The organism is Parasalinivibrio latis (assembly GCF_036825535.1).
Classification (GTDB): Bacteria; Pseudomonadota; Gammaproteobacteria; order Enterobacterales; family Vibrionaceae; genus Parasalinivibrio; species Parasalinivibrio latis.
This window is the reverse complement of the sequence record NZ_CP098812.1, coordinates 1,000,149-1,026,316: the sequence shown is the minus strand read 5'-3', so window position 1 is coordinate 1,026,316 and position 26,168 is coordinate 1,000,149. Positions and strand designations below refer to the sequence as shown.

The 26,168-nt window shown below is 50.4% G+C and carries 24 protein-coding genes and 7 tRNA genes; 13 read left to right on the top strand and 18 right to left on the bottom strand.

The features are described from left to right. Positions 1 to 54: 54 nt before the first annotated feature. Positions 55 to 2,508, bottom strand: coding sequence for an ABC transporter permease (locus tag NF212_RS05025; RefSeq protein WP_434359385.1), 2,454 nt, complete (start codon positions 2,506 to 2,508; stop codon positions 55 to 57). After that, a complete protein-coding gene (locus NF212_RS05020) occupies positions 2,505 to 3,185 on the bottom strand; it encodes an ABC transporter ATP-binding protein (RefSeq protein WP_434359383.1) in 681 nt (226 codons plus the stop codon). The genes NF212_RS05025 and NF212_RS05020 overlap by 4 nt, the downstream gene beginning before the upstream one ends. Here NF212_RS05020 and NF212_RS05015 point away from each other — a divergent pair. The 3 genes from NF212_RS05015 (at position 3,184) to NF212_RS05005 (ending at position 5,866) form a co-directional block, all read left to right on the top strand. Then, positions 3,184 to 3,795, top strand: a complete 612-nt coding sequence (locus NF212_RS05015) for an arylesterase (RefSeq protein ID WP_434359381.1) — start codon at positions 3,184 to 3,186, stop codon at positions 3,793 to 3,795. The genes NF212_RS05020 and NF212_RS05015 overlap by 2 nt on opposite strands. Position 3,796: 1 nt before the next feature. Beyond that, the gene (locus NF212_RS05010; RefSeq protein ID WP_434359379.1) at positions 3,797 to 4,624 is read left to right on the top strand and encodes an SDR family oxidoreductase; all 828 of its coding nucleotides are present in this window, start codon (positions 3,797 to 3,799) and stop codon (positions 4,622 to 4,624) included. 387 nt (positions 4,625 to 5,011) lie between these two features. Further along, complete coding sequence (locus NF212_RS05005; RefSeq protein ID WP_434359377.1) at positions 5,012 to 5,866, top strand: tetratricopeptide repeat protein; 855 nt, start codon at positions 5,012 to 5,014, stop codon at positions 5,864 to 5,866. Between the two features lie 59 nt (positions 5,867 to 5,925). Here the strand turns inward: NF212_RS05005 and NF212_RS05000 are convergent, their stop codons facing one another. After that, positions 5,926 to 7,080 (bottom strand): methyl-accepting chemotaxis protein, encoded by a 1,155-nt coding sequence (locus NF212_RS05000; RefSeq protein ID WP_434359375.1) that lies wholly within the window; start codon positions 7,078 to 7,080, stop codon positions 5,926 to 5,928. Between the two features lie 489 nt (positions 7,081 to 7,569). On the opposite strand from NF212_RS05000, the gene artP reads away from it, so the two are divergent. From artP to artM, 4 genes are read left to right on the top strand one after another with little or no spacing between them, the layout of a single operon-like run. Beyond that, on the top strand, positions 7,570 to 8,298 hold the full coding sequence (gene artP / locus NF212_RS04995; protein ID WP_434359373.1) for an arginine ABC transporter ATP-binding protein ArtP: 729 nt from the start codon (positions 7,570 to 7,572) through the stop codon (positions 8,296 to 8,298). Positions 8,299 to 8,326: 28 nt separating this feature from the next. Continuing rightward, positions 8,327 to 9,058, top strand: a complete 732-nt coding sequence (locus NF212_RS04990) for an arginine ABC transporter substrate-binding protein (RefSeq protein ID WP_434359370.1) — start codon at positions 8,327 to 8,329, stop codon at positions 9,056 to 9,058. A 30-nt stretch (positions 9,059 to 9,088) separates the two neighbouring features. Then, positions 9,089 to 9,757 carry an arginine ABC transporter permease ArtQ gene (gene artQ, locus NF212_RS04985; protein WP_434359368.1) on the top strand — a complete coding sequence of 223 codons (669 nt, stop codon included), beginning with the start codon at positions 9,089 to 9,091 and terminating at the stop codon, positions 9,755 to 9,757. Further along, positions 9,757 to 10,428 carry an arginine ABC transporter permease ArtM gene (gene artM, locus NF212_RS04980; RefSeq protein ID WP_434360829.1) on the top strand — a complete coding sequence of 224 codons (672 nt, stop codon included), beginning with the start codon at positions 9,757 to 9,759 and terminating at the stop codon, positions 10,426 to 10,428. Before artQ ends, artM begins: the two co-directional genes overlap by 1 nt. Positions 10,429 to 10,501: 73 nt before the next feature. On the opposite strand, the gene NF212_RS04975 is transcribed toward artM, so the two are convergent. Further along, positions 10,502 to 11,074: a cytochrome b/b6 domain-containing protein gene (locus NF212_RS04975; RefSeq protein WP_434359366.1), complete on the bottom strand. Its 573-nt coding sequence runs from the start codon at positions 11,072 to 11,074 to the stop codon at positions 10,502 to 10,504. A gap of 172 nt (positions 11,075 to 11,246) precedes the next feature. Continuing rightward, complete coding sequence (cueR, locus tag NF212_RS04970; RefSeq protein ID WP_434359364.1) at positions 11,247 to 11,684, bottom strand: Cu(I)-responsive transcriptional regulator; 438 nt, start codon at positions 11,682 to 11,684, stop codon at positions 11,247 to 11,249. 129 nt (positions 11,685 to 11,813) lie between these two features. On the opposite strand from cueR, the gene NF212_RS04965 reads away from it, so the two are divergent. The 4 genes from NF212_RS04965 (at position 11,814) to NF212_RS04950 (ending at position 16,623) form a co-directional block, all read left to right on the top strand. Beyond that, complete coding sequence (locus NF212_RS04965; RefSeq protein WP_434359362.1) at positions 11,814 to 14,726, top strand: heavy metal translocating P-type ATPase; 2,913 nt, start codon at positions 11,814 to 11,816, stop codon at positions 14,724 to 14,726. 78 nt (positions 14,727 to 14,804) lie between these two features. Next, positions 14,805 to 15,107, top strand: a complete 303-nt coding sequence (locus NF212_RS04960; protein ID WP_434359360.1) for a hypothetical protein — start codon at positions 14,805 to 14,807, stop codon at positions 15,105 to 15,107. A 9-nt stretch (positions 15,108 to 15,116) separates the two neighbouring features. Then, the gene (locus NF212_RS04955; RefSeq protein ID WP_434359358.1) at positions 15,117 to 15,560 is read left to right on the top strand and encodes a DUF411 domain-containing protein; all 444 of its coding nucleotides are present in this window, start codon (positions 15,117 to 15,119) and stop codon (positions 15,558 to 15,560) included. Between the two features lie 133 nt (positions 15,561 to 15,693). After that, complete coding sequence (locus tag NF212_RS04950) at positions 15,694 to 16,623, top strand: TraB/GumN family protein (RefSeq protein WP_434359356.1); 930 nt, start codon at positions 15,694 to 15,696, stop codon at positions 16,621 to 16,623. Positions 16,624 to 16,672: 49 nt separating this feature from the next. On the opposite strand, the gene NF212_RS04945 is transcribed toward NF212_RS04950, so the two are convergent. From NF212_RS04945 to NF212_RS04910, 8 genes are all read right to left on the bottom strand, one after another. Further along, positions 16,673 to 18,073 (bottom strand): peptide MFS transporter, encoded by a 1,401-nt coding sequence (locus NF212_RS04945; RefSeq protein ID WP_434359354.1) that lies wholly within the window; start codon positions 18,071 to 18,073, stop codon positions 16,673 to 16,675. A gap of 341 nt (positions 18,074 to 18,414) precedes the next feature. After that, positions 18,415 to 18,491, bottom strand: a tRNA-Pro gene (locus tag NF212_RS04940). An 88-nt stretch (positions 18,492 to 18,579) separates the two neighbouring features. After that, a tRNA-Pro gene (locus tag NF212_RS04935) sits at positions 18,580 to 18,656 on the bottom strand. A gap of 88 nt (positions 18,657 to 18,744) precedes the next feature. Next, a tRNA-Pro gene (locus NF212_RS04930) sits at positions 18,745 to 18,821 on the bottom strand. A 149-nt stretch (positions 18,822 to 18,970) separates the two neighbouring features. Beyond that, positions 18,971 to 19,047: transfer RNA gene (locus tag NF212_RS04925), tRNA-Pro, on the bottom strand. A 51-nt stretch (positions 19,048 to 19,098) separates the two neighbouring features. Continuing rightward, positions 19,099 to 19,175 (bottom strand) — tRNA-Pro (locus tag NF212_RS04920). 51 nt (positions 19,176 to 19,226) lie between these two features. Beyond that, a tRNA-Pro gene (locus tag NF212_RS04915) sits at positions 19,227 to 19,303 on the bottom strand. Between the two features lie 51 nt (positions 19,304 to 19,354). Beyond that, positions 19,355 to 19,431 (bottom strand) — tRNA-Pro (locus NF212_RS04910). 409 nt (positions 19,432 to 19,840) lie between these two features. On the opposite strand from NF212_RS04910, the gene NF212_RS04905 reads away from it, so the two are divergent. Next, positions 19,841 to 19,981: a DUF3149 domain-containing protein gene (locus NF212_RS04905; RefSeq protein WP_082392407.1), complete on the top strand. Its 141-nt coding sequence runs from the start codon at positions 19,841 to 19,843 to the stop codon at positions 19,979 to 19,981. A gap of 129 nt (positions 19,982 to 20,110) precedes the next feature. Continuing rightward, positions 20,111 to 20,695 (top strand): DNA endonuclease SmrA, encoded by a 585-nt coding sequence (gene smrA, locus NF212_RS04900; protein ID WP_434359352.1) that lies wholly within the window; start codon positions 20,111 to 20,113, stop codon positions 20,693 to 20,695. A gap of 42 nt (positions 20,696 to 20,737) precedes the next feature. Here the strand turns inward: smrA and NF212_RS04895 are convergent, their stop codons facing one another. The 5 genes from NF212_RS04895 to NF212_RS04875 all read right to left on the bottom strand — a co-directional run bounded on the left by NF212_RS04895 (position 20,738) and on the right by NF212_RS04875 (position 25,933). Beyond that, a complete protein-coding gene (locus NF212_RS04895) occupies positions 20,738 to 21,352 on the bottom strand; it encodes a LysE family translocator (RefSeq protein ID WP_434359350.1) in 615 nt (204 codons plus the stop codon). Positions 21,353 to 21,365: 13 nt separating this feature from the next. Continuing rightward, positions 21,366 to 21,845: a Cys-tRNA(Pro) deacylase gene (gene ybaK / locus NF212_RS04890; RefSeq protein ID WP_434359348.1), complete on the bottom strand. Its 480-nt coding sequence runs from the start codon at positions 21,843 to 21,845 to the stop codon at positions 21,366 to 21,368. A 76-nt stretch (positions 21,846 to 21,921) separates the two neighbouring features. Next, on the bottom strand, positions 21,922 to 22,554 hold the full coding sequence (locus NF212_RS04885) for a LysE family transporter (protein ID WP_434359346.1): 633 nt from the start codon (positions 22,552 to 22,554) through the stop codon (positions 21,922 to 21,924). A gap of 107 nt (positions 22,555 to 22,661) precedes the next feature. Further along, positions 22,662 to 24,332 (bottom strand): bifunctional UDP-sugar hydrolase/5'-nucleotidase UshA, encoded by a 1,671-nt coding sequence (gene ushA / locus NF212_RS04880; RefSeq protein WP_434359344.1) that lies wholly within the window; start codon positions 24,330 to 24,332, stop codon positions 22,662 to 22,664. Between the two features lie 251 nt (positions 24,333 to 24,583). Further along, entirely contained in the window at positions 24,584 to 25,933 is a 1,350-nt protein-coding gene (locus tag NF212_RS04875) for a Na+/H+ antiporter NhaC family protein (RefSeq protein ID WP_434359342.1), read from the bottom strand. Positions 25,934 to 26,168 lie beyond the last annotated feature (235 nt).

Here is a 26,168-nt window from a genome sequence, read left to right as displayed (position 1 = left end):
ATCAGGTTTTTAAGGAGAGCGTTCTCAACGGCAATGATTCCAGAAGCTCTGTTTTCAACTTCTCAGTGGCACCAGCAGTTTCCTCAGCATGGTGGCAACCGTAGCCCCAATCAACATTAGCGCGGCTAGTGGCAACACCACCCACATCTCCGGGTGAAGCTTAGCGGGCAACTCAAAGCCAAACTCCATCAGCGCCGACATCGCCAATTCTGCGCCCCCCACTGCAATCAGCCCTGCCACCACAGCCATCATGCCAAACTCAAACCACAGCGTTGCAGTAATACGTTTTCGCGCTGCGCCGAGTGTGCGGTAAAGTTTAATCTCCTGCTGGCGTTCAGCAAGGCTCAACCTCAGCAAGGTAAACAGGAGCAACAAACCGCTAAGAACCGCCAGGCCTGCCAACACAGACAATGACAGGGAAACCTGGCGCAGAATGACCTGGATGCGATCACTCATGGTACGCAGGTCCAGAACAGTGACCGTTGGGTAATCTCGCGACAGGGAATCAAGGATAGGTGTCTGGTCTGCTTCAAGCCGAAAGCTCAAAATGGCTGAGTAAGCCATTTTGCTGAACAGCTCCGGATCAAAAATAAAGTAGAAATTCGGCTTCATATTGCGCCATTCCACCTGGCGGATGGAATTGACTTCTGCCTGGTAGTCCCTGCCGCTGACAGCAAATGTCAGGGTATCCCCTAACTTAATCCCCATTCGCTCAGCAATACCCTCTTCTACAGAGACGCCACCGGCGGTTGGCCATTTCCCTTCCAACACCACATTGTGGCTTGGTAAGGTTTCACGCCAGGTAAAATTAAGCTCCCGTTGGAGTGACTCGTCTTTCTCTCCCGGCCTGTCGAGCAGGTTTTCACCGTTCTGGGCTACCAGTCGCCCGCGCAGTATCGGATAAGCCTCGGATCTGAGGATCTGCTGCCTGTCCAGAACTGCCGTGTAATCCGGCACCACCCGCTCACTGATATTGATGGCAAACACATTCGGCGCACCATCTGGCAGGGTCTGCTGCCAGTCTTCCAGAAGGTCTGTGCGCAACAGCCAAATCACCGCCACCAGCATTAAGGAACAGGCCAGGGCCCCTAACTGAATCCCGCTGGCAAAAGGGCTGCGGACGATCCGGCTCAGTGCCAGTTTGAGCGCCGGCTTTGTTGCATAGCGCCGGGCACCGCGAAAAACCAACATACCAATAAATGCCAGCAGGACGATCATTACCAGCATCGCACCCAGCACCATCCAGAGCAGAGTATTACCCGCAGCCCACACTCCCATTACCGCAGGGGGAATAGCCAGCATCAGCCAGGAATACCCGTTTCGCCAAGGTGACGGCAAAGCTTCCGGCTGCATCACTGCTTTCGCCGGTGCGGCTAGCAGGGATACCAACGGGATGCCAAGTGCAGGGATCGACACCAGGATTGCAGCCAACGGCGCAACGGCCCAAGGCTGCCAGCCAAAACCGGGGACCGGTTGAGGCAGCACATCCACCAGGGGAAGGCGAAGCAGCCACTCAATCAAGTACCCACCGGCCCAACCGGCAATAATCGCAACGGAAAACAGCCCCGCAAGCTGCCATGCCAGCCAGGTCCGAAGCCACTGCTTTCCCGCCCCGAGGCTTTTCAGCATCGCAATCACTGCTACCCGGCTGCGTACATAGTGACGGCAGGTCAGCACCAGGGTGACCGCTGCCATAATGACCACCAGCATAACCGTTAACGCCAGGTACTGACGGCTGCGTTCAAGCATATCGCCTGTCTGGCCCGGAGTATTTTCATCCGTCCACCGCTCACCGGGGTTAAGGGTATACCCTGATTTCAACGCAGTAAGGGATTCGTCAGGCCCACTGAAGTAATAACGGTAGCTGACCCGGCTGCCGGGCTGGAGAGCACCAATCGACTCAATGTCATTTTGGTGGACCATCACACCCGGCATCTGACTGAACGGGTTAAAGGATAATTCCGGTTCACTGGCTATTCGGCCGGAAATGACATACTGCTTATCCCCGATATCCAATGTATCTCCGCGCTTTACCCCCATCAGGCTGAACACCCGGTCCTCCAGCCATAATTCCCCAGGTTGCACACTGTGATTGACCTTTTCACCTTCCAGTACCAGCTCCCCCCGCAAAGGGTAGGCGCTGCCCAGAGCCCGGACTCTGACAAGCTGCATCGCCTCATCACTGAATGCCATGGTACCGAACCGGGTTTGACGGGTAACTTGCAACCCTGCTGTTTCGGCATCCTGTAACCATTGTTCAGATGCAGGTTCAGCAGTGCGAAGTACCAGATCGGCTGACAGGAGATTACGCCCCTGGTCAGTGAGGACATTCTCAATCCGGCCGGCAAGGGCAGCCAACGCAAATACGGTGGCGACAATCAGTGTCAGGGCTGCAACAATCGGCCACAGCTCACCCTGTCGCAGTTCACGCCAAACCCAGCGACTCCGGAGTGAATGGCGGGAGTGGGTTTCCTTGCCGGTATTTTCGAGGCTTACGCTGTCACTCATACGCCCTCCTGGACAATCCGCCCGCTGTCCAGCACCAGTTTACGGTCGCAGCGATCTGCCAGTTTAGGATCGTGGGTAACCATCACCAGTGTGGTGCCGTGGTCGCGGTTAAGGGCAAACAGCAATTCAATGACTTTGCCGGCAGTGTGCTGGTCCAGGTTGCCCGTCGGCTCGTCAGCAAAAAGAACCTGTGGTTTGGTCATAAATGCCCTGGCCAAAGCTACCCGTTGCTGTTCACCGCCGGATAGTTGGTCCGGGCGGTGATGTTCCCGCCCGGCGAGGCCTACCTCTTCCAATAATTGTCTTGCGCGGGTCCAGTCTTCTTCATCGCCTCGGATCGTTGCTGGCAGAACAACGTTTTCCAACGCAGTCAAAGAAGGCACCAGGAGAAAACTCTGAAATACAAACCCGACAGAATCCGCCCTGATTGCCGCCCTTGACTCATCATCCAGCGTATCAATCCTGCGTCCTAGGAAGTGCACCTCCCCACCGGTAGGCACATCTAGCCCGGCAAGCAGTGTCATCAACGTCGACTTTCCGGCACCTGAGACACCAACCAATGCCAACGATTCCCCTTCATTAACTGTCAGTGAAACGTCATCAAGAATTGTCAGCTCATGGTCTGAGGTAGTAACCTGCTTAACCAGTTGTTTTGCATCAATGACAGGGAACGCCATGGCAAGAATCCTTTCGTTGTTATTACTGTTGATGACCGGTGCCGTACAAGGGCAGACACTTGTTGTACTTGGTGACAGTCTCAGTGCCGGTTACCGCATGGAAGCCAGTGAAAGCTGGCCGTCAATTCTCCCCGAAGCCCTTGAGGAGGCAGGCAAGCCTGACATAAAGGTAGTCAATGCCAGTATCTCCGGAGATACCACGGGCAACGGCCTGGACCGCCTCACAGCGGTTTTGGACGAGCACAACCCGGACTGGGTATTGATAGAGCTCGGAGCCAATGATGGCCTTCGCGGCTTTTCACCCAAAGTTATACGAACCAACTTAGACCAAATAATCAGGCAGGTACAGGACGCGGGATCAACGCCTATCCTTATGCAGATCCAGGTTCCACCCAACTATGGTAAACGTTACAGCGAAGCCTTTGCCCACGTCTACCCCTCTCTTAGTGTGGAATATGACGTGCCTCTCCTGCCTTTTTTCCTTGAACAGGTCATTCTGAAAAAGGGCTGGATGATGGACGATGGGCTACATCCCAAGCCCGAAGCGCAGCCGTGGATAGCGGATCACATTGCAGGGCAACTCACTCCGCTTCTGGCAGACAGGAAATAAGATGAAACAAAGTATTTTAATTACCGGCTGTTCGAGCGGTATCGGTTACACCTGCGCCCATGCCCTAAAAGACCGGGGTTTTCAGGTTATTGCTTCATGCCGAAAACAAGAAGATGTAGAGAGGTTGTGCCAAGAAGGACTGGTGGCAATTCAGCTTGATCTTGCTGACAGTAGCAGTATTGACCTCGCCATTGAAAAAGTCCGGGAATTAACCGGTGGTAACCTTTACGCCTTGTTTAACAATGGTGCTTACGGCCAACCCGGGGCTTTGGAAGATTTACCTACAGAGGCACTGAGAGAGCAGTTTGAAGTCAATGTTTTTGGCTGGCACCACCTTACAAAGGCAGTCCTGCCGATGATGAGAAACGCAGGCCAAGGCAGGATTGTCCAGAACAGTTCCGTTTTGGGGATTGTTGCCATGCGCTACCGTGGGGCGTACAACGCCTCAAAGTTCGCCATTGAAGGCTGGACTGACACGCTGCGCCTCGAACTCAACGGTACAGATATCCATATCAGTCTTATCGAACCGGGACCGATACACAGCCGGTTTCGGGCAAACGCACTGAAAATGTTCAAAAAACACATTACGTTATCCGGCAGCCCGCATGAATCCCAGTACCAGCAGCAACTGGCAAGGCTGGGAAAGGAAACCTCTGCAAACCGTTATACGCTTCCGGCTGAAGCCATAGTCACGCCTTTACTGCACGCGCTCGAATCAAAACGCCCACGTAACCGCTACCGGGTCACCCAGCCGACAAAATTGATGGCAGTACTTAAACGCCTATTGAGCAGCCGAATGATGGACAGGATTTTAGTAAAGGGAGATTAAATCCTAGCGCTGAGGATCTTTGGGGATCATAGAAATATTTCTGTCATAAAAGTGCTTTATTCTCTCATCACGGTATAGAGTCAGCAAGAAGCGCTGGAAAGCAAGAGAAACGCAACAACTTGCACACTTCTGAGAAACTACTAGCCCAAGTTTAAGATTTAAATCGATAAAGCATTTACAAGGCAAATAACCCTATGTCCCTGAGTCAGCTCAACTGGCTCTGTGTCAGCATTGCGCTGGTCGTGTTGCTGATCTAAGCCAGATTTTTATTTTAAAAATAAAATGCGTTATTGTTCAAAGGCCATCCAATCGGGTGGCCTTTGTGCTTGAAATTGGCCTTTTCCAACCCCACCATTAAGTTAAACCATTCCGGATTAAGGCAATTTCATGGAAAACACTTATATCGTCGACGTCAACGAGCAGAATGCCCAGCAGGTTCTCGAAACCTCAATGGATACACCGCTGTTGTTCTTGTTCTGGGCGCCAAGCGTCCCTGAAAGTCTCGAAATGCGCCAAAGTGTAGAACAACTTGCCCACGAATACCGGGGCACCTTTACGCTGGCCGTGGTTGACTGCGAACAGCAGCAGATGCTCGCCATGCAACTTGGCGTCCGTGCCCTGCCTACCCTGGCACTGTTTAACCAGGGCCGTCCGGTCGATGGCCTTGCAGGCCCGCAGACGGATGACGCCGTGCGTGAAATGCTGACCCGGCACCTGCCAAGTCAGGCCGAGCTGGATTTCAAACAGGCCCTCGCACTGATGGAAGAAGGTCAGTTTGGTACCGCACTGGGACTGCTGAAACCCTTGCAAGATGAATTAGGTGACGCTGGCGCGTTTAAACTGGCTATCGCTGAATGCTTGGTTGAAACGCAACAATTTGATGAAGCCCAGGATGTTCTGGATACCGTGTTGATGCAAGATCAGGATGCGAAATATAAAGCACTGATCGCTAAGGTTGAACTGCACAACCAGGCAGCTGAATCACCAGAAGTGGTTCAGCTTCAGGAAGCGTATGATGCCGACCCGGAAAACGAAAAGATTGGTTTTAAGCTTGCGGTGCAACTTAGCCAGGTTAACCGTCATGAAGAGGCGTTGGAAATATTAATGACAATGCTTCGTAAAGATTTGAATACCGCAGACGGTGAAGCCCGGAAGACGATGATGGATATTCTCTCCTCATTGGGACAGGGCAACCCAATTGCCTCGAAATACCGCCGCCAGCTTTACACGCTGCTGTACTAAGGCATTGGACTGCTAGAAAAACAAAAACCGGCCATTCCAACGGCCGGTTTTTTAATTCTCTACCCCAACTTAAACTCTTTTATCAGCTCGCCAATTTCAGATGTGGTCTTCCGGGTCTTTTTCATCTGAGCGTTGATATGCCGGATCCCCTCAGCATTCTCTTCCTCTGCCCGGCACAAGCTTTCAATGTCGCGGTCAATTTCCGTAACATCCTGCTCCACTACCTGGAATTTTCCATCCAGCTCTGCAATCTGCCCTGATGACTCACTGACGTCTTCTGCTGCCTTACGTATTATTTCCGCATTACGTTCTGCCAGGGAAACCAGTGGGGCAAGGCTCTCATTTTGAGCCTGCATCTTGTCCGATGCGCTGTCTGCAGACTGGGTAATACTCTGGACGATATTATGGATTTCATCCAGGCTGTTCTGTGTTCTTACCGCCAGTGCGCGCACCTCATCGGCAACCACGGCAAATCCTCGGCCATGCTCTCCGGCACGCGCTGCTTCAATCGCGGCATTCAGGGCAAGAAGGTTGGTCTGTTCTGCAATATCAGCCACAACCACCAATACCTTCTTCACCTCTTCTGCATTGTCCTTCAGTAAATCGAACTGATGGTTTAGCTCATTATTTTGCGAAGAATATTCACTGACAGAGGAGCTGAGAATACTGACATCTCGACTGCTTTCCTGGAGGTCGGCACTCACTGCATTCATACAGGAATGTGTGGCAGCCATTCCCTCGGACAGAGACGTCAGCAGTGAGCAGATATGGTTAATCTGTGCCGACGTCTTTTCTGAAATCTGCCGCGACGCCTGAATATTGTTATCCATCATCACAAGGCAACTGGAAATCTCTCTGGCACCTTCCTCACTGTCCGTCGAAACGGATTTCAGCGTTATCAATGTGTCCTGCATGGTTTTCCGAAAGTAATTGACGGTATCGACCACATTACTCATTTCAGCATTGAACCGGGTATTTACATTGCAATCTTCGCCCAGATCTTTTTGGGAAAATTTCCCCATGTGCCTGTTAACCAGATTTAAGGTATCGACTCCCCAGCGCTTTTCATCCCAGTCATGGATGACTACAGCAAGTATCAGTACGCTCTGGATAATCTGTGAAATCAACGAGTCGGTAAAAATAAAGATATTTACAATTAGTATTCCGATAGCCAGCCAGTGGACTGCTCTCATCCTTAAAAACAGTGAATTCATTGGTTTACTCTCCACGACAATCAGATTCCGCCACAGGGAATTCATGTAGCGGCACTATCTTTTGCTGCACGAAAAGGGAAAAAGAAAAACTATTTCAATATTTCGTCACCATCACAAACCAACGACATTCTTTTTTTTAATAACTAACCATCAAATTATTACTTAACACCACATCGATGCAACTTTGAAGCCTATTAATTTTCCTCACATCCATTCACTGAGGGAATCATTGTGTTACGAAACACCGCCAACAAAGAATACCACCGAACAATAAACAACCAAACAACTCAAAAAACAAACTTTCCTCTATCCAAACCGCCGAAAACATCGTTTAATGAATGTAGTGATTTATTCACATATCGTGAAATTTAATTCAAAAGAAGATGAAGCACAGAGCGGATGTTCTGCAGAAATATTCATCTACAGGTATCACTGTCCGTCAGTACAGCCAATTACAGAAATATAAAAATTCCAACGGGATGGTTCAGTATGAAAATCGAATTAGCAGGTATTGATTGCTTTTACGGCCAAAACCAGTCGTTATTTGATATTTCTTTCAAGTGCAAGCAAGGTGAAACCCTTGTGTTACTTGGTCCAAGCGGCGCAGGTAAAAGCTCATTGCTACGCGTTCTCAATCTTCTCGAGGTTCCTCGTAACGGCTTGCTCTCGCTGGCAGGAGAGCAGTTTGACTTATCCCAAAAGCCAGATGACAAGAAAATCCGTGAACTGCGCACTCGCGTGGGGATGGTCTTCCAGCAGTACAATTTGTGGCCACATCTTACGGTGATGGGCAACCTGACAGAAGCCCCAATGAAAGTGCATAAAATTGCAAAACAAGAAGCGAATGACAAAGCACAGAAGCTGGTTGAGCGTTTGCACCTCACCGGCCTCGAAAAGCGTTACCCGCTCCAACTGTCCGGAGGCCAGCAACAACGTGTTGCTATCGCCAGGGCGCTGATGATGGAACCGGATATTCTTCTGTTTGACGAACCCACTGCTGCACTTGACCCGGAAATAACTACCCAGTTCGTCAATATCGTTAAAGAACTGTCGGAAACCGGCATCACCCAGGTCATCGTGACCCACGAGGTGGACGTTGCCAAACGTATTGCCAGCCAGGTGATTTATCTTGAGCAGGGCCGGATTGTGGAATCCGGTTCAGCCGAACGCTTTGCCCAACCTCAAACCGCTGAATTTTCAGCTTACTTATCTCACTAACACATTTTCTTTGCCCAAGGAGAGGTTTATGAAACTGATGCCCCTGGTAGTCCTGCTTTCTTCTGTGATGACAGCCGGTGCTGCGCAAGCGGAATCCATTAAGTTTGCAATGGAAGCAACCTACCCGCCTTTTGAATACACCAATGACAAAAACGAACTGGTTGGTTTTGACGTTGATGTAGCCAACGCGCTGTGTGTTGAGTTGAAAGCCGAGTGCTCCTTCCATAACCAGGCTTTTGACAGCCTGATCCCTGCGCTCAAATTCCGCCGCTATGACGCAGCAATTTCTGCAATGGATATCACCGCAGAACGTTTGGAGCAGGTAGCCTTCTCTGATGCGTATTACGACAACAGCGCAAGCTTTATCAGTGCTGATGGCAAGTTCAGCGACACTGATGCCCTCAAAGGTAAGCGTGTGGGGGTACAAAACGGTTCTACCCACCAGAAATACATCACTGAGCAACTTCCGGGCGTCGAAGCGGTTCCATATGCCAGCTACCAAAATGCCTTCATCGATATGAAAAACGGCCGTATTGATGCTGTATTCGGTGACACTGCGGTGGTTGCGGAATGGCTGAAGAAAGACGACGCACTGGCAACGGTAGGCAAGCCGGTCACCGATACCAAATACTTCGGCCAAGGCTTTGGCATTGCGGTTAACCAGGAAAACCAGGAACTGGTGAAAAAGCTGAACCAGGCTCTGGCAAGCATACAGAAAGATGGTACCTACAAGACCATCTACGACAAGTGGTTCCAATAAGTCTTGTAGGTAAAGGTAACAGGTAGTTCTATGACGGCGTTTCTTCTCCTTCTTATGCAGGCGGCTGGCCTTACGGTTGGCCTGGCACTGACAGCACTTTTAGTCGGATTGGTTTTTGCCATGCTGCTTACGGCGGCAGAAGCTGCGCCCTGGCGAGTCCTGCGATGGCCGGTAACCGCTCTGGTCACTGTTCTTCGCGGGCTCCCGGAAATTTTGGTGGTATTGTTTGCCTACTTCGGCTCAACCCAGATACTTTTTTTGCTGACCGGCGACTTTATCGAGTTCAGTCCGTTCTGGTGCGGAGTCTTTGCCCTGTCATCCATCTTTGCTGCTTATGCATCTCAAACCCTAAGGGGAGCCCTCAAAGCGGTTCCACGTGGTCAGTGGGAAGCAGGCCTGGCACTCGGAATGGAGAAGCCGGTTATCTTCTTCCGTCTTATTCTGCCGCAGCTCTGGCGCCATGCATTGCCGGGGCTGGGCAACCAGTGGCTGGTTCTTTTGAAAGATACCGCACTGGTTTCGTTAATCGGTGTAAACGACCTGATGCGCCAGGCCCAGCTCATTTCCACGTCCACCTGGCAGCCCTTTACCTGGTTTGCCATTGCAGCGCTGATCTATCTCGGGATCACACTGGTGAGTCAGTCCGGCCTGAAGTTGATTGAAAACCATGTCACCCGGTTTGAAAAGGGAGCGGCCTGATCATGCAAGATTATTTCCCAACACTGGCCCACGGGCTGGTTACCAGCCTCAGCCTGACCTTTTGCGCACTTGTCGTCGGCTTTATGCTGGCTATTGGCCTGACTGTTGTCAGGACACTTAAGACACCGGGCCTCAACATGCTGGCCCGGGGGTTTCTGGTACTGTTTACCGGCACGCCACTTCTGGTCCAGATTTTTTTAATCTATTACGGTCCCGGCCAGTTTGCCTTTATCAAGGAAAGTGTGTTGTGGACGCTCTTTGCCAAACCCTGGTTTTGTGCCATGCTGGCACTCGCCCTCAACAGTGCAGCTTATGCGACGCTGCTGTTTAACGGGGCAATGCGCGCTATTCCCCAAGGCCAATGGGAAGCCTGCGCGGCACTTGGCATGTCAAAGTACCAAACGCTTTCCATCCTGCTTCCCTATGCGCTGAAACGTGCCCTGCCTTCATACTCCAACGAAGTCGTCCTGGTGTTTAAAGGCTCCTCTCTCGCAAGCACGATTACCATTATGGACATTATGGGCTATGCCCAGCGTCTGAACGCACAGACTTACGACACACTGGCCGTATTTGGTGCAGCCGGCATTATTTATCTTTCCATCAATGCCCTTCTCTCTCTGGGCATGCGTGGTCTTGAGAAAAAACTGCTGAAGTTCGAACAGCCCGCATAGGCTGCCGCTGAAAAACAGAAAGGGTTGGCATGACGCCAACCCTTTTTATACCAACTGGATTAGTACGCTGTTCTCAGGCAAAACGCTTTCGTTCCACGATAAAGTGGAGCAAAGCCATACCACCGTGGCCTATCAGGTAGGCTTCAATCAAACCGGTCAATGCCTTGTGAATTTCCCGCACCTCATTGGCGTAAGGCGAATGCATGTTCCACAAAACCAGCCAGGCAACAGCTGCCACTTCAATCAGGATTAACGCTCCGATACCCAACCCTTGCACAATATTGCCAAGGCCTTTCTCTCTTGGTTCAGGCAGCTTCATACGGGCAAGTTGTGCCAGGTCATCTTTGAGCACAGCATTGTCACCGAACAGATAGGGGAAAAATTGCCGGAACGACTGCCTGCTCAGCATGTAGGTGACCATGGCGACAGTACAGACAACCGCTAACAACCCAGCAATGATATGGAACCAGAGAAACGCCGTTGCATAGGGAGTATCTTTGAGAACACCCTCATGGGTCATATGGATAAAATTGCTATTGATGATCTGGATAATGATCAACAGGGCAAGCGAGGTGTGAAGGTGGCGTAAACCGGCCTGAGGGAAATAATGCCGGATATACCGCCAGAATTGACTGAAAATACCCATTGTGCTCACTTTTTGTTGTAGGAATATGCATACATACCCAAATCTCCTCAAGATGCTCCCGGAATCATGCATCTTGAGGTGGTTTGGGTATAGAGTACTCAGACTCCCTGCTTCGACAATAAAAGACTATCGGCCAACAACACAATCTGATTTCTCATTTTTGCATGAACACTTAATGAGTCGCTTTACTGCCACCACAACATCCTGTTCCAGTGACCAATTCGTCTGAACTCAAGGCTTCTATAATCGGACACTGCGCACCATCATCACCGGGGCAACTGCTGGTTAACGCCTCAAGGGTTGTTTTCATTGCCTGCAGTTCGCTGATCTTTTCTTCAATCTCCTGAAGCTTACTGATGGCTTTTTCTTTCACATCCGCACTGCGGCGCGAAGGATCCCTGGAAAGTGCCAGCAACTCGCCACTTTCCTCCAGACTGAACCCCACCAACCGTGCCCGCTTAATCAGCATCAGTTCATTAATATGCTTTTGGCCGTAAAGCCGGTAACCGTTATCTTGTCGTGCCGGTTCAGAAATAATCCCTTTCCCTTCATAAAAACGGATGGTTTTGCTGCTCAAACCCGTCTGTTTGGCGACGTCATTAATCTTCATCGTCAATTACCTCAAAAAGCGTTTGACCTTCCAGTTGATGGAAGGTTTATCCTTCGACATTAGTAAGAGTTTTCCACAAAAAAAGCAAACTTGCCGTATCAAATAAGAACGGGCTAAGCGAGAAAAACCATGGCGATCAACGTTATCGAAAAAGCATCCACAGTGACCACCGTCCCCCTAAGTGGTCTGTCTTGCATGGGTTGCGCCAGGAAGGTTCAGCAGGCACTGGAGCAGTTGCCGGGGGTCACTTCGCTCGAAGTAGACACTAAAGAAGCACGGATCCAGGGGCATTTTTCCCTGAATGACGTCATTGAAATCGTAGACAACCTCGGGTACTCAGCAGGAAATATGCTGATACTGCCGCTTGCCGGACTTCGCTGTGGGAAATGTGTTGCCAAGGTGAAGAGTGCGCTTGAAGCTCGAAGTGACATTGCCCAGGCCCATGTATCCAAAGAACAGGTATCAGTAACCGGCATTATCTCGGAAGAGGTACTCATCAACCTTATCGAATCACTGGGTTATCAGGTACCGACAACCCAAACGTACCACCTCGCGCTGTCCGGCCTTTCATGCGGTAAATGTGTGGCTAAAGTGGAAAGCGCATTGGCATCAAACAGTGCGGTTTCCGCTTATTCCGTATCAAAAAACGCAGCAGAGGTAACGACAACACTCAGTGAAGACAATGTAATCGCATTGATTACAGATCTGGGTTACCAGGCATCACCGGCGACCGAAGACGCCTGTCCTGTCCCTTCCCCTGATGTGGCGGATGTTGTAGACATCCATCCTGCTAACAAAAAGGCAGGTTCGAATGCCCGCCAGTTCATTCTGGAAGGGATGACCTGTGCGAGCTGTGTTTCCTCTGTCGAAAAGGCAGTGCTGTCCGTTAACGGGGTAACCGGAGCCAGTGTCAATCTGGCTGAGCGAACTGCTATAGTTAGCGGAGAATTTGATCCAGACGCTGTGGTCAAGGCTGTCTCCGATGCCGGTTACAAAGCCGAACTGAGTGAAGACGAACAGACACGCCGGGAAAAGCTGGCTGAAAACCAGGCAGTAGCCTACCGGACGCATGTCCGAAATGCGGCGGTCTCTCTGGCTATCGGTATACCGCTGATGGCGTGGGGAGTTCTTGGTGGCACCATGACTGTCGACACGCCGGTCAGCCGGATGGCTTGGGGGGTAGTGGCTGTCATTACATTTGCATTGTTGGCGACTGCCGGGAAGCACTTCTTTGTCAGCGCATGGAAGGCATTCCGTCACCACCGCGCCACCATGGATACCCTTGTTTCACTGGGTACCGGTGCCGCCTGGTTGTATTCAACGGTTCTGGTGATTGCCCCGGAATGGTTCCCGCTTCAGGCCCGTCATGTTTATTTTGAAGCGACGGCAATGATCCTCGGCCTGATCACCCTCGGACACGCTCTGGAAGCACGCGCCCGTGCCCGTACTTCAAAGGCACTTGACCGCTTGATGGATCTCCGTCCACAAACCGCTGTTGTCGTTGAAAATGGCGTGGAACGTGAGGTTCCACTGTCTGATGTAAAAGCGGGCATGACACTGCGTCTGAAACCCGGCAGCAAAGTCGCTGTAGACGGTGTAGTCCTGGAAGGCACCAGTTATCTTGATGAATCCATGCTGACCGGCGAGCCCCTTGCCGCGCATAAACAACCGGGGGATACCGTACATGCCGGTACGGTGAACCAATCTGGCAGCCTGTTGTTCCAGGCTACCCGGATCGGTTCAGACACCATGCTGTCTCGCATTATCCAACTGGTACGCCAGGCCCAGAGCAGTAAACCGGCTCTGGCAAAACTGGCCGACAGAATTTCGGCTGTCTTTGTCCCTTCAGTCATGATTATTGCCGTCCTGACCGCACTGGCCTGGTACAACTTCGGGCCTGATCCAAAGACGATGTACATGCTGGTTACTGCAACCACAGTACTGATTATCGCCTGCCCTTGTGCGCTGGGACTGGCTACACCAATGTCCGTAAATATCGGTGTAGGACGTGCTGCTGAACTGGGTATTCTGGTTCGCAATGCAGAAGCCCTTCAACTGGGAGCAGAAATTGACACTGTCGTGCTCGACAAAACCGGCACCCTGACTGAAGGTAAGCCCCGCCTGACCTCGGTGCATGTTATCAGTGGAGATGAAGAAAGCCTGTTGACCGTTGCAGCAAGCCTGGAACAGCAGTCAGAGCACCCACTTGCAAAAGCCGTAATCGAAGCAGTATCAGAGAAAGGCTTCAAGCCTCTGGCAGTAGAAGGTTTCCATGCAGTTACCGGCATGGGGGTATCAGCTTCTCTTAATGATACTCCGGTCGCTTTGGGTAACGCCCGGATGATGGAACAAAGCAGTGTAGCAGTAGAAAAGGCTGGCGCTCTTATCGATACCATGGCTTCTCAGGGCGAAACGCCGGTATATGTTGCCCGTGACGGCAAACTGCTGGGCTTGCTTGGTATCAGTGATCCACTGCGGGCAGATTCTGCTGAAGCCGTTGCCGCCCTGCAAAAGCTTGGTCTTGACGTCGTTATGCTCACCGGTGATATTCCGGCGACCGCTCAGGCTATCGCACGCAAAGTCGGTATCACCCAAGTTGTTGCTGGCGTCTTGCCAGACGGTAAGGCAAAAGAAGTACGCCGCCTGCAAACCCGTGGGCATAAAGTTGCCATGGTAGGTGACGGTATCAACGATGCCCCGGCACTGGCCCAGGCTGAAGTCGGGATTGCTATGGGCAGTGGCAGCGATGTCGCGATTGAAAGTGCCCAGTTTACCCTGATGCGTCACTCCGTCTCTGGTGTGGTTGATACCTTGGCCCTGTCTCGAGCAACCCTTCGCAATATGAAGGAAAACCTGCTGGGTGCGTTTGTCTACAACACGCTGGGCATCCCGGTTGCGGCAGGCATCCTGTTCCCACTCACCGGCTCACTGCTTAGCCCGGTTGTAGCAGGGGCAGCTATGGCGCTGTCCTCCATTACCGTTGTCAGTAATGCCAACCGCCTGCGTCTTTTCCGCTCGCCGGTCAACACTGAGGAGAAATAACCATGATTGTTAACCTGGCAGGTCTGCTAATCATTGCCGCCATCATCAAATGGTTCTGGTTCAGTGGAGAAAAGAAAAGTGACCACGCCTAACCCCTATCTGGTCACACGCCGCCTCCGACTGGTGTCGGAGGCACAGGCCGATAATTTGGAGAAACTGGCAAGCCTTGATTCTGTAACGAATGTAACGTGCAACAAGAAAACACTTACCATTCGTTACAGCGCAAATATGGCTAATCTGGAAAACCTGCTTAGTCTTGCCGGTCTCACAATGGCAGGAGGTTTGTTAAACCGCCTGCGTTACAAGCTTTACCTGTTTTCTGATAACAACCTTCGCGATGGTGCCATCCACAAGCCCCATTGCTGTAACAAAATCCATTGAGGAGTAACGATGAAAAAACTGACCACTGCCAAACTTTTACTGGCATCCCTTACTCTGGTGGCCGGTTCTGCAATGGCAGCACAAGGCACCGTTTACAAATCACCTTACTGTGGTTGCTGTAAGGAATGGGTTAAGTACATGGAAGACAACGGCTACGAGATGGAAGTCGTCAACATGGAGAACCTGAACCCGATTAAAGCCAAACTGGGCCTTCGTCCTCAGTTAGCGTCGTGTCATACCGCTGTGATTGATGGGTATGTGTTTGAAGGCCATATTCCGGTAGAAGACATCAACAGCTTCCTGGCGAAAAAGCCAAAGTTGGCAGGCTTGGCGGTACCAGGCATGCCTATGGGATCACCGGGTATGGAATACGGCAACCAGAAAGACGCATACAATGTACTGGGATTCACAAAAGCCGGCATGACCATGGTTTACAGCAAGCATAACCAGTAAATCTGCATTTGTTTGTAAAATCCTGTAAATGCGCCACATCTCGACCTTTTTATAAGATAAATTGGCTGGGATGTGGCGTTTTCAGCAATATAGTGATGCCAGAAACACCGGATAAAGGATTCCCGGAGCAGGTATGCAGCAACCCAAGGACTCAGTACTACCATTAAAAGCCCTTCCAGGCAGGAAGCGCTCGCAGCTAAAATACTGGCTGAAGCGTATTCTGATACTATTGCCTTTTCTTCCTTCCAGTGCCCTGGCAGATCCCGCCGTATGGACTGCGTCCAAAGCCGGTGTAGAGTTCACCTTGCTGGGCTCAATTCACGTCGGCGACAACGATATGCTTGCTTTCCCCTCACCGGTGGCGCAGCGCTGGCCTGGATATAATGGGCTGGTGGTTGAAGCCAATATCCTTGATGCCGAAATAGATATCCAACCGGGCCACACCGCCACCCGGGATCTGCTTGGCGCTCAACAACAATCCAAACTCAAGGCCATTGCTGACCAGCTTGGTCTGTCCTATACCGCTCTTAACAACAGTGCACCTTGGCAGGTCGCAATGTCTTTACAGGTAGCAATGACTCAGCGAGCCGGTCTTTCATCCCAACATGGCATTGATACACAATTACTGGAAAGAGCAGTGAAAGATGGCAAACCCATATATGAGCTGGAGGGTGTGAATTACCAGATTAACCTTCTGGCAAACATGGAAAGCAGCGGTTTGCCTCTTTTAACAACAACACTGGATAACTGGGACGAAATGGAAAGCAGTCTCCAGTGCCTTCTGGACGCTTGGAAAGCCGGTGACACTGAAACCCTCCGTACACTTTCATCTGATTCATTTGACGACCCCGCGCTTGAGGCATTGCTTCTTACCAACCGCAACAAAAACTGGGTCTCACAGCTGACAAATTCCGGCCTCTATCCACCAGGTAAGTACCTTGTTGTTGCCGGGGCACTTCATCTGGTAGGAGACACCGGCCTGCCAACACTTCTTAAAAACGCCGGATACACCTTGGTCAGAGAAAACCAGCCTCGGGCCGTAACCTGCCAGCAGTCAAAATGAAAAAGCCCGCCAAGTTGGCGGGCTTCACGGTGTAGCTCAATTCTGTCTGTTAGTGCGCGTCAGCAGTCTCAAGTTCTTCTTCGAGTTCTTTTTTCACTTCGTGACTGCCTTCAGCACCATGCATCCAGTCCACCAGGCGACCGGCAAACATCAGCAGAAGCAGGCCGGCAAGCGTAGATGTGACCGCAATACCGCCAAAGATAGCCAGAGGTCCTGCTTCACCAACATGTGCACCGATAACACCGGCAACTTTGTTGGCGATAGCGTTGGCACAGAACCACACACCCATCATCAGGGAAGCAAGGCGTACAGGTGCAAGCTTGGTGACAAGAGACAGACCGATAGGAGACAGGCACAGCTCACCCAGTGTGTGGAAGAAATACGCACCTACCAGCCACATCATTGAGGTCTTGATGGTTGGATCGCCACCCTGCTCCAGCGCTGCGCCTACCATGCAAAGGAAACCCAATGCCAGGAAGAACATTGCCAGCGCAAACTTAACAGGAGAACTTGGCTCGTTTGCACCCATACGTCCCCAAAGCAGAGCCAGTGTTGGCGCCAGGACAATAACAAAGAATGGGTTCAGAGACTGGAACCATGCAGCGGGTACTTCAAAGCTTCCCAGCATACGGTTGGTGTATTCCTGTGAGTAGATATTCATCAGGCCACCGGCTTGTTCAAAGCCTGCCCAGAACACAATCACGAACACAGACATGATGATGATTACTTTCAGGCGATCACGCTCGACACTGGTCAGCGGAGCTTTCTTACCGTTTTCACCCAGCATTTCTGGACGCTTGGCCGCAGGAATCTTACCGATATCACCCAATAGGCGCTGAGCCAGGAACAGCTGCAATACGAGGCTGAACAGCATGCCAAAGCCAGCACACAGGAAGCCTGCTTTCCAACCGAATTCAGTCGCTGCCGAGCCTGCAATGATACCAGCCAGCAGAGAACCAATGTTGATACCCATATAGAAGATGGTGAATGCACCATCACGGCGACGATCGCCCTCTTTATACAGGTCACCCACCATAGTAGAGATGTTTGGCTTAAACAGGCCGTTACCAACGATAAGCAGAGTCAGGCCGAGGTAGAAAGCGCCTTCAACATGCGCACCTGTCACTGAGTGAGGCAGTGCCAGTGTGAATTGGCCCATCGCCATGATGAAGCCGCCGATAATAATTGAGCGACGTTGACCCAGAATGTTATCCGCAATCCAGCCACCAAAAATAGGAGTCAGGTACACAAGGGCGGTGTATGTACCATAAAGGCTTAATGCATGTTCTGTTGACCAGCCAAGTCCGCCATTAACGGTTTTGTCTGTCAGGTAAAGAACAAGAATGGCTCGCATTGCGTAGTAAGAGAAGCGTTCCCACAATTCAGTACTGAAAAGCAGAAACAATCCCTTTGGATGACCAAAGAGGTCACCGGCTTGTGGTTTAGTCATTATATATTTACCCGGTGGATGTTGTGTTGGCTTACAGATTATTGCAGTTAGTGTTATACGACTTGATCGATGTCACATCAATAGTGAAATACTGCAATTTAATCGTTTTACAGAAAAAACCAATCTATATTAATGATTAAAAAGAACCATTAACTATAAATGGAAGATAACTTTTCACATTTGATTGATATTTGAACACGTGAAAGGAGAAAAAAGGGGCAGATAGCACAAAACCCCGCATAGCGGGGTCTTGAAAATTTGGTCGGTGAAGAGGGATTCGTACGGGGCGGCCTTCCGCACCCGACCCATTGCGTGTTCACACGCAACCACCGGTTTTAAATTGGTCGGTGAAGAGGGATTCGAACCCCCGACCCTCTGGTCCCAAACCAGATGCGCTACCAAACTGCGCTATTCACCGATTGTAAGCTGTGAGCAACGAGTATTCAGTGGTGAGAAACGGCTCTGTCTCGCAACTCGCTTCTCTATTACTCGTCACTTTTGTAATTTGGTCGGTGAAGAGGGATTCGAACCCCCGACCCTCTGGTCCCAAACCAGATGCGCTACCAAACTGCGCTATTCACCGATTGTAAGCTGTGAGCAACGAGTATTCAGTGGTGAGAAACGGCTCTGTCTCGCAACTCGCTTCTCTATTACTCGTCACTTTTGTAATTTGGTCGGTGAAGAGGGATTCGAACCCCCGACCCTCTGGTCCCAAACCAGATGCGCTACCAAACTGCGCTATTCACCGAGATTTGTTTTGCTTTAGATGCTCAGGTTCAGAGGGTCGCCCTCTGGTCCGCTGATTCCAAAAGCCGGAGATGCGCTACCAAACTGCGCTATTCACCGAGATTGCTACAACACTTCCTGATTGCTCAGCGGCGGCTGTTTGCCGGAATTTGGTCGGTGAAGAGGGATTCGAACCCCCGACCCTCTGGTCCCAAACCAGATGCGCTACCAAACTGCGCTATTCACCGAGATTGTTACAACACTTCCTGATTGCTCAGCGGCGGCTGTTTGCCGGAATTTGGTCGGTGAAGAGGGATTCGAACCCCCGACCCTCTGGTCCCAAACCAGATGCGCTACCAAACTGCGCTATTCACCGAGATTGTTACAACACTTCCTGATTGCTCAGCGGCGGCTGTTTGCCGGAATTTGGTCGGTGAAGAGGGATTCGAACCCCCGACCCTCTGGTCCCAAACCAGATGCGCTACCAAACTGCGCTATTCACCGAGATTGTTACAACACTTCCTGATTGCTCAGCGGCGGCTGTGTGCCGGAATTTGGTCGGTGAAGAGGGATTCGAACCCCCGACCCTCTGGTCCCAAACCAGATGCGCTACCAAACTGCGCTATTCACCGAGATTTGTTTTGCTTTAGATGCTCAGGTTTTAGAGGGTCGCCCTCTGGTCCGCTGATTCCAAAAGCCGGAGATGCGCTGCTAAACTGTGCTATTCACCGAGTCTTTTGTGACAAACATCACAGTGATGTTTAGTCAGCATCTAATTCCGCCAGCTTATCTTTAAGCACCGGAATCGAGGTGGCTAATAATACTCATGCACCGCGAAGACTCAAGCCCTAAATACAAATTTCCCGACGATAGATTTCCATTCGGTCAAACTCTCACCATAATCTCAGGCAATGAGAGAAAAGCCACATGTTTAACTGACAAATTAATACATCCCATTCACCATTGATCCAGATCAGTATAACTAGCCATTAACCTGTTTATTGTTTAGTCAACACCAGCAGACAAACAGGAGAAACAACGATGGATTTCTGGATGGATCTACTCTTCGGTAACGCTGTTGGACTGTCGTCCATGATCGTTATCTTTGGAGCGTTGGGCCTGATGCTATTCTTCGCTGGTTACTTTGTTTACAAGGTCACGACCTCCACGACTCCTCACTAGAGCCCTTAAAGCAAAATGTTTGCTTACCAGAACCAATAGCAGGGTCACGACTGTTGGTTCTGGATTTCTTTTTTCTGCGTTTTGTCATTTATACTACCCGTAGATGTTTTCATTCTTCGGCGTACAGCTATGAACGATTCAGATGACCTCTCTCTTTTCCGCGATATGATGTCCGATGTAAAACCCATATCTCAGGACAAAATAAACAAACCAAATTCTGCCCCTGCTCCGACAGATGCCCAGCTTGCCCGCCAGATTGCCGCGCAAAGCATCGCTGAAAGCAGCCCTGAATATTTGTCATTAGATTATGCAGAGATGGTAAAACCTGACGATATTATCGATTTCAAACGAGCCGGGGTTCAGGATGGCGTCCATCGCAAACTTCGCCTTGGTAAATACGATATCCAGGCTCGCCTTGATCTGCATAAAATGACTTTGAAACAAGCCCGTGAAGAAGTGCTTAACTTCCTCCGTCAGTGCCAGCGTATGGACATTCGCACTGTCATTATCGTCCACGGCAAAGGTGAACGATCTAATCCACAGGCATTAATGAAGAGTTACGTTTGCCAGTGGCTTAAGCAAATCAGCGACGTTCTGGGGTTTCATTCAGCTCTGAGGCAACACGGCGGCACCGGCGCGGTTTATGTGATGCTGAAAAAGAGCGCAGAGAAAAAACTCGAAAACCGTGAGCGTCATCTGGCCAGACGGGCATAACCACAGAGAAAAACCGGCACAGCGCCGGTTTTTTCTTTTGGCTTATAACGTCACGACTACGCGAGCAGCAAGGCCAATAAGCATAACGCCGCAAAGTCGGTCCACAACCACCGCTTTACGCCTCAATCGCTCAAGAAGCCCTGGGGTGGAAAGCAAAAATGCGACTATCGTGTACCAGAGGCCATCAATTAGGAAAGGGGTAACAGCAATGATAGCTTTATCGGTATAGGAGCTACCTTCTACGACGAACTGACTGAACAATGCGATAAAGAAAAGGGCGATCTTGGGATTGAGGATAGATATCGCAAAACCATCTCTGGCGGCCTGCCAAAGGGTCACCGCTTTCCCTCCTTCAAGACGGCTGGCAACCCCACCTTTAGACGTAAGCGATTTGTACCCCATATAAGCAAGATAGAATGCACCACCAAACGTCAGTACCTTAAAAACAGTCGGGGACTGTTGAATCAAGACTGCAAGCCCCATGATAGTCAGTAAGGCATAAATCCCAATTCCCACCGCATGTGACCAACAGGTCACAATCCCATGCAGACGGCCCCCACTCAGAGTGTGTCGGGCAACCACAACCAGACTGGGCCCCGGGGACATAGCACCAAGAATACAAATCGCAATGAGTGACATCCATGTTGTCACAGTCATGAAAAAACTCCTGCTAGTCGTGTTTTGCTATCGGGGCGAATTTACCCTGGGTAAGACCGGCCAGATCACTAGGCGCCAGTTCAACCTCAAGCCCACGACGTCCGGCACTCACAAACATGGTTTCAAACGCCTGGGCACTTTCATCAATGAATGTAGGCAAGCGTTTCTTCTGCCCCAAGGGGCTGATGCCGCCGACAATGTAACCGGTTACTTTTTCTGCAAGCGCCGGGTCAGCCATATCAGCCTTTTTACCCCCAGCAGCTTTTGCGGCAGCTTTCAAATCAAGCATGCTGTCAACAGGTACAACGGCAACAGCCAGTTTCTTTGGATCACCATTCAGGGAGAACAGCAGTGTCTTGAACACTCTTGCCGGATCCTGCCCCATTGCTTCAACCGCTTCCTGACCGTAGTTTTGATTCGCAGGGTCATGGTGGTACTGGTGAACGTTAAAGGGAATACGGTGTTTTTTCGCAAGTCTGATTGCAGGGGTCATAGCGCACTTTTACTGAATGAATACGAATTTTGTAGGGTACATCAATCTGTCCCAATACCCCAAGAGGCTGGACACATCATCCGGAAATTACCCGAATACCCAACAGGGTAAAGAGGCCACCGGTCAGTGCATCAATAACCCTGGACGCACGATGGTATCCACGCTGGGCTTTATCTGTGGAAAAAACGGCTGCAAGCACCAGGTGCCATACAAGCGTTACACTTCCCATTATTGCCATCGTCATCAGCGTCATGGTCCAGGTCATCGTGGCCGGCATGGACACAGAAAAAAGAGAAATGACGAAAAGCCCGGTTTTAGGATTGAGGACACTGGTTATGAATGCTCGAAAGAAAATACCCCGGCGTTGCAATGAAACCTGGTGACATAGTACAAACGTTTCTTGCTGGACCCTCTTTTTCCTAAGAGCCCATACGCGGCTGGTTCCAAGGTAAATCAGGTAGCTTCCTCCAAGGATTTTCATTGCGGTAAACAGCCAGGGGAAGGTATTTAGTACCACCAGCAATCCGGTCGCACCAAGAAACCCCCACAGTAAAACAGCCGTCGCGACACCCATTGCAGACCATGCAGCAAGGCGACGTGTCGAAGTCAGGGCTGTATTCATCGTGAGCAAGACATTAGCACCGGGAGTAACCGCTGCCAGCGTCCAGATCACCAACACGTGAAACGCTACATTAGCGTAGATTTCCATATCATTATTCTTGGAGGATTTTTTGTGATTATCACGCTGGGAATAGTGAGAGACAAACAAAAAATGGCGCTCTGTTGAGCGCCATTTCAATCCTGTGACAAGTAAGCTTATTTATAGACCATCTCACCTTTCGGTTCGAAGGCAGATACATCAATTGGGCTGTTCTTTTCAAGGAAGTCTTTCAACACTTCCGCATCTACAAAGCCCGTATTCACATACCCTGAATGATCTGTCAGTTTAGGGTAACCGTCACCGCCTGCCGCATTGAAGCTTGGTACGGTGAAGCGGTAAACCTTGTTCAGGTCCAGCGCCTTGCCGCCTACCTTCACATTGCTAACCTTGCCATCAGCGACTGTCATTGAAATGTTGGAGAACTGCGCGTATGCACCGGTATCAACAGGCTTGGTGGCAACCACATTCAGGTAATCCTGCACCTCTGAGCCTTTCATGTCAGTGTAGGTAACGGCATTACCAAATGGTTGGACTTTCAGAACATCTTTATAGGTAACGTCACCACCTTCAATGGAGTCACGCACACCACCGGAGTTCATCACACCAAAATCGGCTTTGGCACGCTCACGCTGTGCTTCGGCAATCAGGTGGCCAAGGTTGGTCTGCTGGAAACGGACCACACTGCGGTCACCTTCCAACTTGCCATTGGTTTCAGCAATCTTAACGTTCAGCTGATCCTGTCCTTTTTCCTGGTACGGTGTCAGGAAATCAACCATCGCCTGATTCTGAGGGATCTCTTCTTCAATAAAGACACGTTTTTTCTCACCATTAACCTTAATTTTCTTTTTCAGGTTAACCGGAATGAGATCGTAGCTGACAAGGTTCAGTTCACCATTGCGGAATTCAAAATCCGCACGGCCGACATATTTGCCCCACTCGTGAGCCTGCATGATCCAAGTACCGTTCTGTTTATCCGGGGTACATTCATCACCCGGTTTAAACCCGGTATTGACCTTGTCCGGGCCTTCCATACATACCGGCTCCTGGGAGTGGCCGCCGATAATCATGTCCAGCTCGCCATTATCCAGGAAGCGTGCCAGAGCAACATCCCCCGGGGCATTCACACCACGGTTGCCATTTTCATAATGGCCCATGTGGGTTGAAGCAATAATAATGTCCGGGTTTTCCTTCGCTTCAATCTCAGGAATCAGCTTTTGTGCTTCTACTTTCGGGTCACGGAACTCAACCCCACCAATATATTCCGGGTTGCCGATCTTTGCTGTGTCTTCAGTAGTCAGGCCGATAACCGCAATACGAAGGCCACCTTTGGTGAACATCGCATACGGCTGGAACATACGCTTACCTGTTTTCTTGTCATAAATGTTTGCAGACAGCATTGGGAAATTGGCCCACTCCTGCTGCTTGCGGAGTACGTCAAGAGGGTTATCAAATTCGTGGTTACCCAATGCCATGGCGTCATAGCCAATCAGGGACATCCCCTTAAAGTCCGGCTCTGCATCCTGAAGATCGGATTCAGGCACACCGGTATTAATATCACCACCAGAGAGAAGAAGTACGCTGCCACCCTGATTTTCAATATCGGCTTTCAGGTTATCAATCAGCGTTTTTCGAGCAGCCATACCATACTCACCATATTTGTTGTGCCAGAAACGGCCATGGTGGTCATTGGTATGCAAAACAGTGAATTTATAGGTTGTATCCGGTAACCAGGTTGATACCGGTGCATCTGGCGTTTGCGCACAGCCGGCCAGCATAGTTACAAGCGCAGCTCCAATGGCCGCTTTCAGTGAGAGACGTTCCTTCATGATTTCACCATTGTTTTCTTGTTCTGGGGAAAAGACGGCACACTGGTTGTCAGGTGCCACTGCCGTACAAAACAAGACAAAGTCTAAAGTAATCCCTTATTACATTCAGATGGATTTCAGAATTGTGTAAAGCTGATCACTTAAACAACAGAAAGTTAGGCATGGGTGAATCAGTTTATTCATAAGCGCAGGAAATAAAAAAGGCCGTTATCACACATAGTAATAACGACCCATACACATTTAACCAAAGATTATTTGTGGCGAATAAACACAGCAATAACCGCGGCGATAGCCAGAAGGAAACAGTAGTAAGAATGGCTCACCACCTGCAGTGGTGACAGCCCGAAGCTGGATCCCAGAAGCAACGCTTGGGCGCCATACGGCAGGATTCCCTGCACAACGCAAGAAAAAATATCCAGAAGGCTTGCGCTGCGGCGACCGCTTACATGATTCCGCTCAGCAAGCTCGCGCGCCACACTCCCGCTGACGATAATCGCCACCGTATTGTTCGCAACACAGGCATTAGCGGCACTTACCAGACCGGCGATACCCAGTTCGGCGGCGCGTCCATTCTGTTCATCGGTATGTGAGCGACTGAAACGAGTGATAGTGGCACTGATCAGGTTAGTCAGCCAATTCAGGCCTCCCTGACGGCGCATAAGCTCTGCCAGTCCGCCTATCATCATTGACAGCAGGAAAATTTCCTGCATGTTGCCAAAGCCGGCATAGATATCTTTAGCCAAACCTGCCACCTGGTAGTCAGGCACAGCAATCAAACCGATGCCGCCCGCCAGCACAATACCCAGCATCAGCACGACAAACACATTCAGCCCAGCTACAGCCAGTACAAGAATAGTGATGTACGGCAGGACTTTAAGCCACTCAATACCACCAGCAACAGGAGACTGGGTTACTTCGTTGTTAAATACAAAGATCAACAACGCACCTATTGCAGCTGGGAGGGCAATCTTGACGTTCTCCCGGAATTTATCACGCATCTGGCAGCCCTGTGAGCGGGTTGCAGCAATTGTAGTATCAGAAATAATTGAGAGATTGTCCCCAAACATGGCACCACTCATTACCACACCGGCCATCAGGGCAGTGTCAATTGAGGTTGCCTGCGCAATCCCGAGCGCCACCGGTGCAACCGCAGCGATGGTGCCCATCGAGGTGCCCATCGCTGTTGCAATAAAGGCAGAGATAATAAACAGCCCCGGCAGAATAAGGCTTGCCGGCAGCATGGCCAGACCTAGGTTAACAGTTGCATCTACTCCACCCGTGGCCTTGGCAACCGAAGCAAATGCACCGGCCAGCAGGTAAATCATGCACATGGCAATGATGTCACGGTGACCCACCCCATCCAGGAACTGGGCTATCGCTCCGTTTACTTTTTCTTTGCTCAGCAAGACTGCCAATACAATAGCCGGCAATACCGCAATGGGTGCTGGCAGTTGGTAAAAGGCGTAGTCGACCCCTTGCAACGAGTAATAAACACCGGCCCCGATAAAAAGCAGGAGAAAGACCACAAGTGGCAGCAGCGCCAGTGCAGAAGCACTTGGTGGCTGTGTAACAGGAGATTCTGGGGATGCTGGTTTGCTCATTATGTTTATCTGGCTCTTCGTCGTTATTCTGGTTTGAACGAGCCAAGACTAAAGCGAATCAAAGAATTCGTCAACATCTAGACGTCTAAACATCCAGATGGAAAAATATTGAAATTTTATTGAATTCATGATTTTGCGATGCATCACAACAAATGATTGACACTGCGCGTCAGAAATATGACTTAGCACATTGAAATTAGGCGATATTTTTCTGATCTAAGACACATATTTTTGG